This window comes from Bacteroides sp. AF34-31BH (genome assembly GCF_003602795.1).
Lineage (GTDB): Bacteria > Bacteroidota > Bacteroidia > Bacteroidales > Bacteroidaceae > Bacteroides > Bacteroides uniformis.
Window position 1 is genome coordinate 1 of record NZ_QTLV01000004.1, and the last position, 16,902, is coordinate 16,902.

A 16,902-nucleotide genomic window follows, 5' to 3' on the forward strand; every position below is an offset into this window, starting at 1 on the left:
CATGCCGAACGGCTCATTCCTGCCGGAAGCACACAAAGGATAAGCAGCATCACGCCACCGGCAACCATAGCTCCAACTTTATCCATCACCTTTTTCCATCCTTTCCCGTCATTCCGGTCAGAGCAGAGAATCTCCCCCCTCTTGGTCAGCCATTGATGCAGACAGACCGGAAGTATCATGGCCAAATAGCCGGAATAAGGCCCCGGATTGAAGAAAGAACCTGTCAATACATACAAGGAATGGTTGGACACAGCATAACCATAAAGCTGCCTCAATCCCCAAACAGCCTCAATGCCCCCCAGCATTACCAATACCCACGAAACCGGTATAAAAAGAAAATACCTTTTTTCCATCATCAATCCAGCCATCAACAGACATCCTGCAACTACCAATGCACTTTTATCGAAATAGAGCCATTGCCCTATAACATCAGCTACAGGAAGTCCGGAAGAAACGTTACATGCCAAAGACAATAAAACTATACAAGCAATGTAGACCAAACTTCCAGTCAATAGATTACGTACATTATTCATTCTATCTATCAAATATTCAATAGTATTCTATAATTCACCAAAAGATTTGTTTCCCGTCTTTATATTCAAAAATCCGTTCATCTTTACCGGCTGTGTGATTCTTCAGATAAAATAAAGCACCTTGAAACCCTGAATAGACAATAGAATCTGACACAGCCATTTGCCGCCCGACAGAATTCCATTTTCCTCCACCCCAATAAAACAATTCATACAAATTACCTTTATAAATAAAATTCACCTCATTACGAGGAGTATACACCACCTTCTCCACACGATGGGGACTTCCAAAGTCCATCCCGGTCCATCCTCCATCCGGATGTATATAATCAAATGAAGTATCCGGATTACCGTCAAATGCGTTCAAATATTCATGTGTATTGTCTTCAAAACTTCCCGGAGTACCTATGATTTCCCCATATAGAGGTATGGTATCTTCCGTATTCTCATAAAAAGCCAGTTCCGAGATATTACAGAAACATCCGTCAGCACCCTTATAGCGCATATACCGATACGGTTTATCAGACTTCAACCGGGCCACAGTATATAGCCGATACGGAGCCTCCTTTATCAAAAGTAGAGTATCCTTCCGCCCAAAGTCTGCCCGGTCGCTTCCTTCCACTACTCCCCCAATCATCCGGTCATTGAAAAGAACACTCAAAGTAAGATGGCACTTCCTATACAAGACCAATTCCTGCTTTTCAGCTTCCGGAACAATGAACCGTATCTTTCCGGTTTCACGCTCCAGAAGAAAAGGAGAAGATACTGCAGCGTATTCCTTTCCGTTCCAGGCAGCCAGCGTAAAGACCGCCCCGCCTCCCACATCCTCAAAACGAGCCTCCCGCTTTTTAAAGAAAGTATATCCTATAGGTTGCCATTGTAGTCTGTTGGCAAGGCACAAATACACCATATCCCCCTCACGAAACTGTCCGGAAAGCAAAGAATCCGGAAGAGCTACAGTCCAATTCCTGCTACCGGTATAAAGTGCAGTGACATCGCGGAAGAACGGACGTCGGAATGCCGGGTAAACATCGGAATATTTCCCCAGTTTCCGTACCGCCTCCTTATCAATACTATAGGTTGCCCGGTACATTTTTCCCCTCGAAATGCTATATTCTTCCGCTTTGCTCCATACTTCTTCATAAGGAAGATTTGCAATGTATGTCTTTCCTTCCTTATCCAAAACAAAATTCCAGAAATGAGAGGCATTGTTGTCTCCTAATACCATCACCCTATCTACTCCGCACGGAATGCCCAATGCCCGCAACACATATATCATGGCATCCGTAAACTCTCGGCAACTGCCCGTATGCCATTTCAGTACATCCGGTCCCAAATGAGGCCCCACCGGAAAAAGAGCCGTATTCCGGTAGTTCGCTTTCCGCAACGTATCCATCAACAACTGGGCGGCAACCTTAGGATTATCAGCCTCATCTGTCTTCCTGAATTCATCCAAAATCGGGCTATAGCACTCATAAATTTCTTTGCGCCAGAGAGAAAGCGGCTCATCCCCTATTCTATAAGGCAATATATATTCGCAGAAAGTATCAAAATCAACATGCTTTCCCCAAGGTTGCTCCCGCCAGACTTTGAATGCCCATTCTATATGATTGACCAAAAAAGCGGAATCCACCGTCATAATGTCCCTCTTATAAGTCAATTGATTTATAGAAAATTCTCCATCTGCTCTTTTCAAGGAATCAATCAACTCTTGCACATGCCTGGAATAAGGAAATGAAACGTATTCACTGAAATACTTCCTGTAATTCTCCAAGGCCTTTCCCTCGTAAGCACCATGAAAAGGCATATTCTCTATCAGAAAACAAGCAGCACGATATTTGTCACCGTCCTCTTCCTTGTAACGGTCCAGTACCTTTTGCAACTCCGCACGGTTATCACCGGCAAGATTCAAAGCTGTGTCCAGCCACTGATTTTCCGAAGAACAAGCCATAAACAGACCTGCTGTAAACCATACCCATACACACCAATGCTTCATATCACTATTCCATTTTTTCTATTCCAATCTGAAAGGCAGTCCAATCAATCCTTACAATCCGATACAAATACCTGCTTACCATCTTCCATATGAAATATCAGTTCTTCTTCTCCACGGGTACTGTCATGCAAATAGAGCAAAGCTCCCGATGGTATCCCGTCATATGGCAGAAAAGGTTTTTCTGCCATTTTCTTCCCCAATGAGTTCCAACAGCCCTCTCCCCAATAGAAGAGTTCATAACAATCCCCTATCCTGACAAAGTTATCATCGTTACGGGGCATATACATAAAATTGTCTATAGTAACAACCTTTCCAAAATCCACCGTTACACTTGCACCGGGTTTTGATGAAATGAAATACGACAACGGCTCATTATCATAGACCTGATGGGCAAAAGTACCCACTGTAGCCGGAGCATCTCCCCAACTGTCTATAGGGACAATTTCTTCCTCTCCTTTATAAAAATGCATTTCGGCAACTTCCGCATATCCCTCTGCCGAAGAACAAAAACGGGCATAGCGACCCCTTACCGGTTTCTCAAGAATAACGTGATTATAATTGATACCGGGCGTATCTTTCACAGTACACAACAACTCCGCATTTTTAAAATCCTTATCACAAGCCGCCTCAAAATGCCCGTCTTTTATCCCTCCCATATAATTCCTGATACGTTCCGAAAGAGGGTATTTCCGATACAATTCAGCAGAATAGCACTTGGAGGTATCTGCAACATAAGGATGTATATCCTTGCCATCAAAATAAAAAGGATTTCCAATAGGGCGATACTGCCCGTTTGCGAATGCCAACAATATATAAACCTGCCTCGAAGCCAAATTCCTGAAAAGCGCTTTTCCACTTTCTACCTTAGTAAAATCTATTCCCCGCCACCCATAAGCACTGAACAACCCCACATAAACATAATTCCCGTCCATCCCTTCTACCGGCAGTTCCAGATTCGAATCAAAATAATTATCCGACACTTTTCTTGCAAACACATCCTTAAAAGCAGCCGGTACGGACTGGTTCCGCATAAAATCACCATCCATGTCCCATTGCCTGCCAAAACACCGGCGGTAAACCACGCTCGGGCGCCGACTGTCAATATAGAAACTTCCCCGTTCCGGCTTCCGGGAAGGGAAAGTAAAAGGAAGGCAGACACCCGTTACATCCCTCACCACATTCCACACATGCCCTTTTCGTGTTTCCGCATTGAAAGTATAGAAATCATAGGCTACCGGGACGCCGATGGCCCGCATCACATAAATCATAAAATCACAAGCATCCTGACACTTGCCGATACGATTATGCAGCAGGTACTCTCCTCCCAAATGCGGATAGTTAAAGACCCACGTAAACCGGTAAGGGTCTTCCTTCTGCAAATACTCCCAAACTACGCTAATCGCCTCCACTACATCGATACCCGTATAAACCTCGTCCAGCAAAAAGGAATAACGGTCATGGTATATCTGCCGCCAGTTGTCCGGAGTCTCATTTCCGATACGATAGGGAAGCAGCCATTCACAGAAATCTGCAAAAGAAAGGGAAGCATTCCACGGACGCTTTTTCCAACCATCAAAAGCCAAATCAATGTTATTTATCAAGAATTCAGCCCTTATATTCAGTACATCCGGTTTTCTCTGCAATCCGGAAGGGGTATAATAATCCCAATCCGGTACGGCAGTATCCTTCAGCATCACCCCATAAGCATCTGCCGAAGCCAGCACTGTTTTCAAAGAATCCAGTTCTTCACCTTCAAGGGCATAGTGATAAGGCATATTTTCTATCAAGAAACAAGCGGCTTTATATTTTTCAGGCTCATCTTTATAATGTTCCAGTACCTTTTCCAGTTCGCCTTTGTTGGTTGCAGCACACTCCAGTGCGTACTCCAATCTGCCGGAAGCATTGCAAGCCTCCAATATCCCGGCAATCAATAATATCCAGAGCAATTTAAACAGAACTTTCATCTTAGTCTATTCTTTTAAAGATACGTTTCCATCTCATTTTTCCAGTATTCGGGCTGACGGACTTCCATACCAGCCATGCCCTTCCCACTATAAATGGTTCCGGCAGTAATCCCCAGTAGCGGGAATCTTTTGAATTCACCATCTTGTCACCCGAAACAAAATAATAGTTCTCACAGAAGCGGTAATTGTGTATCACACTGTCCCCCAGCAGAACCGAATCTCCATGCAATGTCAGTTTCTTTTTCTGTTCCCACTCTATCACGTTCCGATACAGCAACCGTGTTTCCGGATTCATTCCTACCACGCTGCCTTTGGCCGGTATATAAAGAGGCCCAAACTCGCTGATAGTCCACCCATTACAGCCACCATCGGGAAAGCTCTTAAGAACAAGGCCCCGTTCCTCCGTCATGCCCGAAGATATCAATTTACCTAATTCCTCCTGCGCCTGCACATTTCCTGCGATACCATCAAATCCGGACACACGATAATGTGTATTCCTTATCTCCAACGTATCACCCGGCACGGCGATACAGCGCTTCACGTAATACAACATCACGTCCAGCGCAATGCTGTCCCACCTGCCCGGATAAGGAAAATTGAACACTAGTACATCATTCCGCTGAAAATTTCTCCATCCGGACATACGGTGCATCCTCACCTCCTTTTTCTCCACGGCATCAAGCACATTGAATAGGCGTGCTCCACCCGAACATTTATCCACCAGAATACAATCACCCGCCAGCAACGACGGTTCCATCGAGTCCGACGGTATCTTGAAGGAGGTCACCACAAACACCTGCAATACTATCAGTATCACAACAAGCAGGCACAGACAGAATAATACGTTTGTTATTCCATTCAACCATTTTTTCAATTGCAGCCGCTCCTTCATCCCATCAATCAGTTATTTTGCATCCCCACTAATCTTCAAAACCAACGGAGAATTTTCTGTATTGCAATATACCGTTATCGTCTTGTCGAAGTGCTCCGGATGTTCGGCTTTATAAACCACTTCCAAAGCTATTTCCTTACCCGGTAATGCCGGTTCCTTTGAATAAGCTACGGTAGTACAACCACAAGAAGTGGCAACATCTTGTATAACCAATGGTTTGTCACCCACATTCTTCAATATAAAAGTTGCTTTTTGTTCCTCCTGCCAATCAAAACGACCCAGCGAAACAGATATATTGCTGGCATCCACTTCTGTTTTTATCACTTTACTTTCATCTCTTCGTTCTATCTTCTCACCTTTAATAATCTTCAGATAGAGTTCTTTCACTTTAGGATTATAAATTGGATTACCAATAGCAATAACCCTATTATTTCTATCTAACAAAAAAGTTTGAAAATTCATATTAGAAGGAAATTTATTCAATTTATTAAACTTATTATTTTTATCTATATATACCGAATGATTAAACCGTTCTCTCTTTAACAAAAGCCGTATTTCATTAAGCTTATATGGCTGAAAAACAAACTGAAAATGCACAGTATTCGGGAATATAGAATCAACATTTACTGCAAAATCTTGCCATTGTGATAAACCCAATTTACAACTCATACAACCTATCGAATCTATATAGGTTATTATCTTATACATACATATGGAATCTGCATTCAAAGTATCTCGACCTTGCATAAAAAAATGCATATCATTAGGATACAATATTTCACGTCCTTTCCACTCTTGCATTAACTTTACGAGTATTTCTCGATCCTTATTTCCACAAGAAATAAATAGTATAACTGACAGAGAAATATATAAAATACGATTCATAACTACAAATTCAACGAATATTTAACCAATTCTACTTCCTCTTTATCCATTAAAGCATATATTGTATCATCTGAATCTGATACACAAAAATTCATAATTGGAAAATCTAAGACAAACTTACATATAGGAGTGGCATCCCAAGCTAGCTGATAAATAATTTTTCCATTAAAAGCCTTTACACCAACTTCCTTATAACTATTTCCTGAATACAGTAGATAAACATACTTCTCTGTAGCATAAGCTTTAATAAAAGCCATTTTATTAGCTACACTCATTGGGGCCGACCTAGTTGTACCTGTATCTTCTGTTTTATATTCAGGGTATCCTCCTACAAATTCAAATGATTTATCTATATTATCTTTATTTACAGAATACAATGAAAATATAGGTGCTGACCCTATAGCAAAGACAAATCGATTCAATGATTTATTAGAAGATAACGTTCCTTGATAAGCCATTCCTCTTAAACGATTTTTAACTTCTTTTTCTTGTTTATCACGATAAGGATACTCGTAGTAATACCTACTTCCAATATGCTTACCAGTAAGACTAAACATATTATTTTCATAAAACCCTAATCCTAAATATGTATCATATTGAGTTGGGCATATATTTAAGCTCATCAGACTATCCTGCATCAACACTGGAAATTGAATGTTTCCTTGTTTAATTTGCCGTAGATTCATTTCCACTAGGTTCCGCTTATAAACATCATATACCCCAATTAACGAATCTCCATACAAAGAGCACAAAGAAAAAACCTGAAGGAATTCATTATTACCTTCCCCTCTTTTTCCAAAATGATATACAGAATTATTATCTCTTAAATCTATTAATGTAAATATACTATCATTTATATCATCATAGATAACAACCGATGAATCAGCATAATGAATAATATATGGTCTCCCTAAAATTAATTCATGATTTAAGACATTCGCAGAAGTAATTTTACGCATCTTTGTAAATGAAGCATCAAATTTTCTCATTTTTTCATCATAATTTGTACATGATGAAAATGAAACTACTAAAATTAGAACCAATAAATATTTCATAATAAAGAATAAAAAAATATTAGTATATTAACATATAATCAAGAGAATTCTCTTCTTTGTTGTCTTTTATTTAGAATAACAAAGAAGAGTTCTCCTGAATTATTTTCTGTATTTATCCAATAAAATGAATTACTAGAAATACTGACGATACCCTCTTACAAAAAAGCCATCATAATCTACAAAACATGTACGATCTGTTTGAATACAAAATGGACCTATTATAATCTCTGCACCAGACGCCATAGCATCTACATTCTTTAACAGCAACTCACATATCTGCTCAGTATCTTCTACAGTATGCAATCTTTCTACACTGATTAAAGAAAACAGAACAACAAACAATATTAATATTTTTTTCATACTATTTCTTGATTTATATTTATTAATTAAACATAGTGTATAAGCGATTGTCCTTTACATCCACCCCATCCCCAATCTTTACAGATACCAATTGCATATATAGCACAACCATAACAATCACCAGAACCTTCACCACCATCTGCTAATGCTTCTATATTAGCCAATGCCAAATCAGACATAACATCTGTTTTCTGATTTGCATAAACTCCATATCCTGCAATCGCTGCAAATGCTGCAACAAAAGCTATCTTAATCATTTTCTTCATACTACTCTTCAGTTTTATTAGTATAAGATTATTCTTTTTTTATCATTTACCACAAGCATAATGCTTGCGTACCAGAATCAAGATATAAAAATCTTGGAGAACTCTTTTCTTGCCATACCTATCGAAATGGCAGAAAACACACTCTGTTTTCAATTCAAATTACTATCTTTGCCTCGACCTCCTTTCTTGGTGGGTTATGGAACGGACGGTACGAGATGCACCAACCAAACGTGAACCGTCCGTTCCTCTCCATCCATATTATAGTTTACTTTATTTCATACTATACTCTATTATCGGATCATCTTTATTCACATCCGTTGCCAAGATTATTCCTTTTTGTTCATCTACCGATATGCCATAAACATAATGATCTAACACATACCTGCAGAGAGGTTCGCCGGTCAGACTAAAAACATAGATATACCGTCCTCCATCCGGCAAATAGACACCTTGCTGTACATTTTGCGCAATTTCCTTAAAAGAGCGCCCATGAAAAACCGCATAAATGGCACTGTCTGCCACTTGGACATCGCTAAATCCCATGATACCCGTAGGAATACCATAACCCTGAGAAATCTTAAACTCCGGTTCACCGTGCGGACCAATGCGTACCACATGCGTACTATCTTTCAAATTAAAGACTTCAAGTACTTCGCCCAACTGGGTAACTGCTGCCAGCACTCCATTTCGGGGATTATAGTCGATGAAGCTACGCCATGCCTGAGCCAATGCAGGACGGGCATTCTGTAAAGCCTCCGCGTTGGCTGACGGTATTTGACCGGTTCTGCGCAATAATTTCCCTTGATAGTTTACCCAGCAAAAGCGGCTACTGCCAGATCCGTCCGGAACAATGAAGGTAAAGTCGTCAACCATCACAAAGTCTAAAACGCGAAGCATGTCAGCATCCATATTTATCACTTTCTGAGGAACGATTGAGCAACCCGACGAAGTAAAATCATACTTGGTTAATACGGACTTACCAGCATCAAGTCCCCACAGAGATTGACCATGCCATCGGATATTTTCAGCAGAAAGCATCTCTTCGGGAGCCTCGCCCCGCTTGCCGAACGAAGCAAAATAGCGGAAACCCGGATAGTGGAAAACATGGCAAAAGTAGTCCGTGCCATGCAAATCCATTACCACAGCCTTATCACCCTGCACCCGAACGCGGAACGGATAACGGAACAAAGCGGTGTCCAATGGCTGCACCCTCGCTTTCAGCTCGATTGTTTGCGGAAAATCCATGTAGGCAACAGAAGTTGCTACTTTTTTCTGTGTACAAGAGGAAAAGGACAGTGCGGATAGGCTAATGAGGCAGGCTATAATAAATTTGCACATGAGCTACTCCTTGATTTGTTAAAGGACAAACTATTGAACCACTCCCAAAACATTTGCTATCATCCCCACTCTCACCAGCAGCCAATGCCTCTATATTTTCCAATAGCAAATCATCTAGCTTTTCCGAATGACTAATTTGAACATAGCTTAAAAACGAAATGGCACTAATTGCCAAAGTTCCTAATAGCTTCACCTTGCTTTTCATAGTGTTTTTGTTTTTTGTTACACAAGCAAAGATAAAAGGATTATTTTGGCTTTTGCAAGTCTTTATTCGGAAAACGCCCAAAGTTGGGGCGTGAAAAAAAGTTCACACCCGACACACCAATATGGGTTAACATTTCATCTACTTGGAGATAACAATTTGATACCCCTTCCTTTCCGGCAGAAGAAGAATCTGAACGGAATCGTCCGCCTCAAAGAGTTTACCCAATAAACTTATTGCTTTTCTGCGGCGGCTGCCTAAATTCAAATCACTCAATGGCCAACCGCAAATTTCCGCTATTTCATCGTTCGTCAGGAAAAGTTCGGACGACTTGGCAAAACCAAGTAATAACTTCGCAGCTTGTGGCGTACAAGATATTTTTTCACCTTCATAAGTCAGTGTATGGTTGACGGAATCAAATATATACTTCCCGAACCGGTAAGTGCTCTTTGTCAACGTATCAGCCGTTTTTCTCTTTCTATACTGTTGCCCTCCTATATAAACCGCCAGTCCCAATAACAGAATGCACAAAATACAGGATAGTATCTGCAGCACATGGTCTGCCCAATCCACACAGTGCCAAAAATCAAGCAGCATATAAGCTGTCAACCTCATTGTGTACATACCGTTCAAATAGTAAGTACCTAAATCATTCTGTGAAGCAATTATAGTTTCATCTCCAGTAGATAATTCTTGCACAATGCCCTTTCCCATCGGATTAACCTTCAGAAAAAGAGCACACATGACTCCGCCATACCTATCATTCATCTCAGCTTTCCACTCAAGACAAATCTCTTCCAATGGAAATTTTCCATAATAATTCAACATATCGGCTTTAAACCCTACGACATCCAACGGGAATAGTCCTTGTGCCTCTTTCAATGAATCTATTATCACTTCAAATTCACCATTTTCTGATATCGCTTTCCTTTTGGTATGCTTCTTACCACTATCAGACCCAAATGCATAGAACATCCCCAGCCCATCAAATTCCCGATTCACGACCCGTTCCGCAACCTTCCGCAGAGTTTCTACAGCAACCTCCTTAGCCACGTCTTGTCCCTGGTTGGCATTATCATATAATGCTACTATCACAGACACTGCCACCACTACAATGGCACATATCCATATCATAAGAATCTTCTTATAGCGTTTCATCTACTCCTTCCTTTCTGTTGCTTATTCATTTCTACCCATGCACTCGAAGAGGCATCCGCTTAATAGCGCCAAAGTTAAACAATAATATAAAGAAAAAAGGAAAATGACTTGAGAAAGAAGGATATAAAATCAAAACAGTTTCTTCTTCTAATCTGCTTTAGCTATTTTCCACCCGCCAATCGTCCGCGTGGAACTGTCAAAATTCACGCCAATTTTTACCACACGCCTGCCGTCTGCCCGGTAAGGGATGGCATACTGCTTGCTGTCAATCTGCGCCAACGCCTCTTCCGGGGTACCGTCGTATTTGAACTCGAAGACATAAACGGCATCCTGCAACTGCACCACCACATCCGCACGGCCTACGGAACTCTTCACTTCCGACTCCACATATTGCCCCATCAACCGGAACAACAAATAGAAAATGGTCTGATAATGCTTTTCGGTCTTGTTATCCAAATCATTGGGAATGGAGGCAAAGAAGGAACGGGTACGCTCCAGGCAGCTATCCACATCACCCTTCATCAGGTCGCGAAGGAAAGAGACGACGTAGAAGGTGTTTTCACGCGGAAAACGATGAACGTATGAAGGAAGCAGGGACTCCGTAAAACCATAACGTACCTCACTATTGGGGTAAGCCAGCTTGTAAAGGCGGAACAGCGGGTCATATCCCTTTATCGTCAGATAACCGCTCTGGTAGAGCACCGGAATGGGACTCGTTATCTGTTCCGTAGGCGCATCAAACTGCTCATCGGTAGCCTCAACACCTTCCAGAGCGCGCACATCGAAGTCTGCGTGGCGCAGAATATCTATCTCTGCAAATTGTTCAGTCTGCTGAAGATGCTCTGCTGGCTGAACTTGCTGATGCCCGTGATGAAGAGAAAACGGAGATATTGCCCCAATCCCTTGAGAGGACTGAAGAACTTGCATATCTCGTTGCGAAGCTGTTGTTGCAAAAGGGCATCGGAATTACTGTCAAGCAGAGGAGCATCGTACTCGTCAATCAGCACTACAACCGGCTTTCCGGTCTTGGCGTAGGCACGCAGGATGATGCCTTGCAGGCGCTCTGCCGCCCCCTCTTCCTCTTCCTTTTTTCCGTAAATTTCTTCCCAACGGGATAAAAACAAATTCAATTGCCCCGTCAAGTCGCGCAGCTCGGTATATTTCGTCAGACTGAAATCGACGTGCAGCACCGGATAGGCCTCCCACTCCTGCTCCAGCCGTTCCATGGCCAGTCCCTCGAAAAGTTCCTTTTTCCCCAGGAAATAGGCCTCCAGCGTAGACACGAGCAGGCTCTTGCCAAACCGACGGGGACGACTGAAGAAATAGACCTTATCTGTATTCACCAATTTATAAACCAGCTCCGTCTTGTCCACATACACACAATTCCGGTTGCGAAGTTCCTCAAAATTCTGTATCCCTATCGAGTAACGTCTGCCAATCAATTCCATAGTTGCTACTGTTTTAAATTACAAGTATGACAAAGATGACACATATTCCGCAAATAAAGAAAGTACGCCCTTTTTTCAGGGCAACCGCACCCCAATACCCGTTTGTGCCCGCTACAGGAACAAGTTAAATGAAAAGTTATCGAGTATCATCAATAAAGCGACACTTTATTCGTAATAAAGTGATACTTTATCACTGATAAAGCACTGCTTTACTCGCAATAAAGTGTTGCTTTACTCGCGATAAAGTGATACTTTATATTCAGCAAAGTGTTCGTACAGCTGTTGTATGCTGATAAAGAAGACGTTGAGTTCGTCCGTCTCAACACAGTCAGAACGAAGCAAAAACTATACTTTAATGAAAAAGTCAGATAAGGTTTTGAGCGAAGCTAATGACAGAGCAAAATGATAGTTTCAGTTTTGACTTGTGGATTGTATTATTTAAGTTTATCGTATTCTTCATCCGTCACCGGCTCTAGCCATTCATTAGAAGTATCCTCACCGGGAACTTCGAAAGCAAGATGGGCAAACCAACCATCAGAAGCGGCACCGTGCCAATGCTTCACATTTGCAGGGATATGGATAACCGTACCGGGTAGAATCTCTACTGCCGGCTTGCCTTCTTCTTGATACCACCCACGACCGGCAACACCGATAAGCATCTGTCCACCGCCTTTAGTAGCGCGGTGCATGTGCCAGTTATTGCGGCAACGAGGCTCGAAAGTGACGTTAGAGACGGAAACCTGCTCGCGTGAAACGGGAGCAAGATAGCTGTTACCTATGAAGTACTGTGCGTATGCTGTGTTCGGTTCTCCAATGGGGAAAATCATTTCACGCTGGAACGCGGCTTTGGTATCTTCACCGGCGGTGTCCTCTGCCCATACGCCTTTGGCCAGATTAAACGCTGCCCACGCTTTGGGCCAACCGGCATAGAATCCGATATGGGTGATGATTTCGGCAATCTCCGTACGGGTGATGCCGTTCTTTTTTGCCGACTGAAGGTGGAACACGAGCGAATTATCCGTGATTCCCTGACTGATAAGAGAGGTAATAGTTACTAAACTACGGTCGCGCAGACCGAGTTTGTCGGTGCGGCTCCAGACCTCGCCAAAGAGGACATCGTCGTTGAGCTCCGCAAATTTAGGAGCAAACTCACCCAACTGGATGCGTCCTGCTGTCTGTACTATCTTTTCCTGTGCCATAACATTGAGTGTTAAAATGCTGAATACTGAAATTAAAAAAATCTTGTTCATAGTCGTTCTATTTATTGCATGAAGTTATTGAGTTTGTTAGCTGGGTCACCTTGCAGGGATTCGACAGAACTCCTAAAATTGTTTTTGCCATACGCTATATTACTCTATTTTTCTTGTTAAACTTCTGATGATAAAGGTACCGCGATAGCACAAGCGAAGGTGTATATGATTTACGGATATTTGTACCCGAATTCCCGATTATACCGCAAGAAAGTTCAAGTTCATCAGATGAGTATAGTAAGACTGGCAGAAATCCCACGAATAATCCCACGCATGATTTGTTTTTAATCGTTATTCTCTGCCGATACAGAAAACAAAAAAAGCTCTGAAATTCAAGAATTTCAGAGCTTTGCTTTAATTTGCTATTTGCTTTCGCGGTGCGTACGGGACTCGAACCCGTGACCCCATGCGTGACAGGCATGTATTCTAACCAACTGAACTAACGCACCATTATTTCATTTCTTTGTTGCCATCTCTCTCGATTGCGGTTGCAAAGGTAGACAAAATTCTTATATCTGCAATAGATTGAAAGAAAAAAAATCATCTTTTTTTTAACAAAGCTTGATTATAAGAGATTTATGTTACCTTTGCAAAACTAAATTAATATTGAAATCATGAGAAATACTCCTATTGAACGTAAGTTGATAGATGAAACTATCGCAGATTTTCATATCACAGACTTTGCCAAAGCAACCATCCGTGAAGTAAAAGCCATTGCAGCCAATGCCGAAGCGGCATCGGGTGTGGAATTCATAAAAATGGAAATGGGTGTACCCGGACTCCCCCCCTCAACCGTCGGCGTACAGGCAGAGGTGGAGGCATTGCAGAATGGTATTGCCAGCCTCTACCCGGACATCAACGGACTTCCCGCCTTGAAAGAGGAAGCAGCACGTTTCATCAAAGCCTTTATCAATGTAGATGTAGCCCCCGAAGGTTGTGTACCAGTTACCGGCTCCATGCAAGGAACTTTCGCTTCATTTCTCACATGTAGCCAATGCGATGAGAAAAAGGATACCATTCTCTTCATCGATCCCGGTTTCCCGGTACAGAAGCAGCAGTTGGTCGTGATGGGACAGAAATATGAAACCTTTGACGTATATGACTACCGTGGCGACAAGTTGAAAGCGAAGCTGGAAAGTTACCTCAGCAAAGGCAATATCTCCGCCATCGTCTATTCCAATCCCAACAACCCCAGCTGGATTTGCCTGAAAGAAGAAGAGTTGCGCATCATCGGCGAACTGGCAACCCAATATGACGTCATTGTGCTGGAAGACCTCGCCTACTTTGCCATGGACTTCCGCCAAGACTTGAGCAAACCGTTCCAAGCGCCTTACCAACCTTCTGTGGCACACTATACGGACTATTACGTGCTGCTCATTTCCGGTTCCAAAGCTTTCAGCTATGCCGGTCAACGTATCGGTGTCAGCTGCATTTCGGACAAACTGTATCATCGGGCCTATCCCGGGTTGACACAACGCTACGGCGGCGGCACCTTCGGCACAGTATTCATCCACCGCGTACTCTATGCGCTCTCCTCCGGCACCAGCCACTCTGCGCAGTATGCTCTTGCCGCCATGCTTAAAGCAGCCAATGAAGGTCAATACAACTTCCTTGATGAAGTGAAAGTATACGGTGAGCGTGCCCGCCGCCTGAAAGAAATCTTCTTGCGCCACGGTTTCCACTTGGTATACGACAATGATTTGGGTGATCCCGTTGCCGACGGTTTCTATTTCACCATCGGTTATCCGGGCATGAGTAGCGGAGAACTTGCGCGGGAACTAATGTACTACGGTGTAAGCGCCATTTCGCTGGTGACCACCGGAAGCCATCAAGAAGGATTGCGTGCCTGCACTTCCTTTATCCAAGACCATCAGTACGACCAGTTGGACGAACGTATGGCGATTTTTGCCGAGAATCACCCCATCCAATAAAAAATATCCCTATATAAATAAGGTATCTCTACCAGTTGATGCCGGTATCCCACCACAATCGGGTACCGGCATTGTCATCCCCACCCAGTGCCTCTACCAAAGCGGCATACTGCTCGGCATTCTCCGTCTTCAGTCCGCCGGGAAAGTTCAGACGGCGAATCATTGTCTCAGTATCTATGCACCCGTCTTTACTGTGATTAAAGCGTACGGGGAATAGCCGGGGATACCCCGTCCGGCGCTGTTCAGCCCAAGCCTCACACCCTTCGGGAAACATGGCAATCCATTTTTGGGTAATAATCTTCTCCAGTTTCGTATCCCTATCCGCTGACTCCAGCCAGCGTGGCGAAACCTGACAACGGGCGGTAATATCATTCTCCATATCGTAGGTATCCACAAAATCGGCAGGCAACAAGTCGCTCTCCAGATAAGCATCGGACTGCAAGATGCCATACTGACGGAAAGAAGCCATTACCCCTTCTTCATAGCAGGTTTTCACCGACTCATCGGTCCATCCCCGTAGGGCAGCCTCGGCACGCAGGAACCAGACTTCTGCTGCCGGCATCAACACTGCATCAGTCTGCTGGGTGACTTTCAATTTTGAGAGTGTATTATAATAGTTATGTGCAAAGCATGTACCCTGACGAATGCCGCGATACTCGCCTGCAAACTGTTCATTCTGGCAAGTGGCAAAATAGATTTCACGACGGGGATCTTCATATCCGTTCAGTATGGACTCCATCGGCGCTCCCATATAAGCTTCATTCCAAACAAGGTTTATCTCGCCCAACGGATTGGTATATCCACTCGCCGTGGAAACCGCCACCGACTCGTCCGCCTCCCGAATGACTCCGTATTCATTATCCATCGCTTTACGGAATTCCGTTTTTGCCTTCTCCGGACTGGCTACCGCAATGCGCATGGCAAGCCGCATCCGCAACGAATTGGCAAACTTTATCCAAGAGTCATAATCACCGTCCAACAACATATCGAAACGCGCAAACTCCGAAGCTCCCGGATGCTCGACAATATAATCGGAAAGTACAGCAACAGCCGTATCGAGTTCACAGAAAAAGGCACTATAGACCTCTTTCTGCGTGTCAGGCATATAACGGGCTTCGGGATCGGCAAAATGACTATACACAATAGGGCCGTAATAGTCCGTGACACGGTGCATCACTTCCACCTTCAGTATCTTGGTAATGCCGAAAAAGGCAGGCATACGGTCACGTGTGGCATTCTCCGACTGATATATCTGCGGGAAAACATACTCATAGGTATGTCCCCACATGGCGCTGTTCCATCCATCCTGCAAGTTGTAGTCCGAATTGTGCGAACCTCCATTCAGAGGCTTGGCATCGTGCATGTAACCGCTGAACATGTCGGCATTCAAATTCTGGGTCAATTGAAAAGGCCAGTTCTTCCCCTTTCCGTAGTCGTAATTGAAATAGATGCCTTGCTGGATGATTCCAAGACGGATGCCATGTTCGTTATAGTCGGCCTGCAAGTCCTCGTCCGTCACGCCGGACTTGTCCGTATTGATTTCCTTAAAGTCTCCCGTACAAGCCAGAAACACGAAAACCATGCCAATCAGTACTATAATCCTCTTCATATCAAGTCTCCCTCCCCC

Annotated in this window: 13 protein-coding genes, 1 tRNA gene and 2 pseudogenes; 1 reads left to right on the forward strand and 15 read right to left on the reverse strand. The window is 43.2% G+C overall.

Translation table 11 applies throughout. The features are described 5' to 3' along the window. The 14 genes and pseudogenes from DWZ67_RS07980 to DWZ67_RS08045 form a co-directional block, all read right to left on the reverse strand. Positions 1-533 (reverse strand): annotated as a pseudogene (locus DWZ67_RS07980) (hypothetical protein); the annotation flags it as partial. A gap of 34 nt (positions 534-567) precedes the next feature. Then, entirely contained in the window at positions 568-2,526 is a 1,959-nt protein-coding gene (locus tag DWZ67_RS07985; protein WP_117963743.1) for a transglutaminase domain-containing protein, read from the reverse strand. Between the two features lie 44 nt (positions 2,527-2,570). Then, positions 2,571-4,490 carry a hypothetical protein gene (locus DWZ67_RS07990; protein WP_120130282.1) on the reverse strand — a complete coding sequence of 640 codons (1,920 nt, stop codon included), beginning with the start codon at positions 4,488-4,490 and terminating at the stop codon, positions 2,571-2,573. Between the two features lies 1 nt (position 4,491). Next, entirely contained in the window at positions 4,492-5,382 is an 891-nt protein-coding gene (lepB, locus tag DWZ67_RS07995) for a signal peptidase I (protein ID WP_016272652.1), read from the reverse strand. Between the two features lie 12 nt (positions 5,383-5,394). Beyond that, the gene (locus tag DWZ67_RS08000; protein WP_034523106.1) at positions 5,395-6,267 is read right to left on the reverse strand and encodes a DUF1573 domain-containing protein; all 873 of its coding nucleotides are present in this window, start codon (positions 6,265-6,267) and stop codon (positions 5,395-5,397) included. Positions 6,268-6,269: 2 nt separating this feature from the next. After that, a complete protein-coding gene (locus tag DWZ67_RS08005) occupies positions 6,270-7,322 on the reverse strand; it encodes a BF3164 family lipoprotein (protein ID WP_005835273.1) in 1,053 nt (350 codons plus the stop codon). A 132-nt stretch (positions 7,323-7,454) separates the two neighbouring features. After that, positions 7,455-7,682, reverse strand: a complete 228-nt coding sequence (locus tag DWZ67_RS08010; protein ID WP_008665591.1) for a hypothetical protein — start codon at positions 7,680-7,682, stop codon at positions 7,455-7,457. Between the two features lie 26 nt (positions 7,683-7,708). Next, entirely contained in the window at positions 7,709-7,948 is a 240-nt protein-coding gene (locus tag DWZ67_RS08015) for an NVEALA domain-containing protein (RefSeq protein WP_005835269.1), read from the reverse strand. Between the two features lie 270 nt (positions 7,949-8,218). Continuing rightward, complete coding sequence (locus tag DWZ67_RS08020; protein WP_009037140.1) at positions 8,219-9,286, reverse strand: BF3164 family lipoprotein; 1,068 nt, start codon at positions 9,284-9,286, stop codon at positions 8,219-8,221. Continuing rightward, positions 9,255-9,491: an NVEALA domain-containing protein gene (locus DWZ67_RS08025; protein WP_005835266.1), complete on the reverse strand. Its 237-nt coding sequence runs from the start codon at positions 9,489-9,491 to the stop codon at positions 9,255-9,257. The genes DWZ67_RS08020 and DWZ67_RS08025 overlap by 32 nt, the downstream gene beginning before the upstream one ends. Positions 9,492-9,629: 138 nt before the next feature. Continuing rightward, positions 9,630-10,646 (reverse strand): transcriptional regulator, encoded by a 1,017-nt coding sequence (locus DWZ67_RS08030; RefSeq protein ID WP_016272653.1) that lies wholly within the window; start codon positions 10,644-10,646, stop codon positions 9,630-9,632. 147 nt (positions 10,647-10,793) lie between these two features. After that, a pseudogene (locus tag DWZ67_RS08035) lies at positions 10,794-12,094 on the reverse strand (ATP-binding protein). 434 nt (positions 12,095-12,528) lie between these two features. After that, complete coding sequence (locus tag DWZ67_RS08040; RefSeq protein ID WP_016272656.1) at positions 12,529-13,344, reverse strand: carboxymuconolactone decarboxylase family protein; 816 nt, start codon at positions 13,342-13,344, stop codon at positions 12,529-12,531. Between the two features lie 375 nt (positions 13,345-13,719). Continuing rightward, positions 13,720-13,793 (reverse strand) — tRNA-Asp (locus tag DWZ67_RS08045). 165 nt (positions 13,794-13,958) lie between these two features. Between DWZ67_RS08045 and DWZ67_RS08050 the strand changes: the two genes are divergently transcribed. Beyond that, a complete protein-coding gene (locus tag DWZ67_RS08050) occupies positions 13,959-15,275 on the forward strand; it encodes an aminotransferase class I/II-fold pyridoxal phosphate-dependent enzyme (RefSeq protein WP_016272657.1) in 1,317 nt (438 codons plus the stop codon). Between the two features lie 28 nt (positions 15,276-15,303). Here the strand turns inward: DWZ67_RS08050 and DWZ67_RS08055 are convergent, their stop codons facing one another. Next, entirely contained in the window at positions 15,304-16,884 is a 1,581-nt protein-coding gene (locus tag DWZ67_RS08055; protein ID WP_044467587.1) for a SusD/RagB family nutrient-binding outer membrane lipoprotein, read from the reverse strand. Positions 16,885-16,902 lie beyond the last annotated feature (18 nt).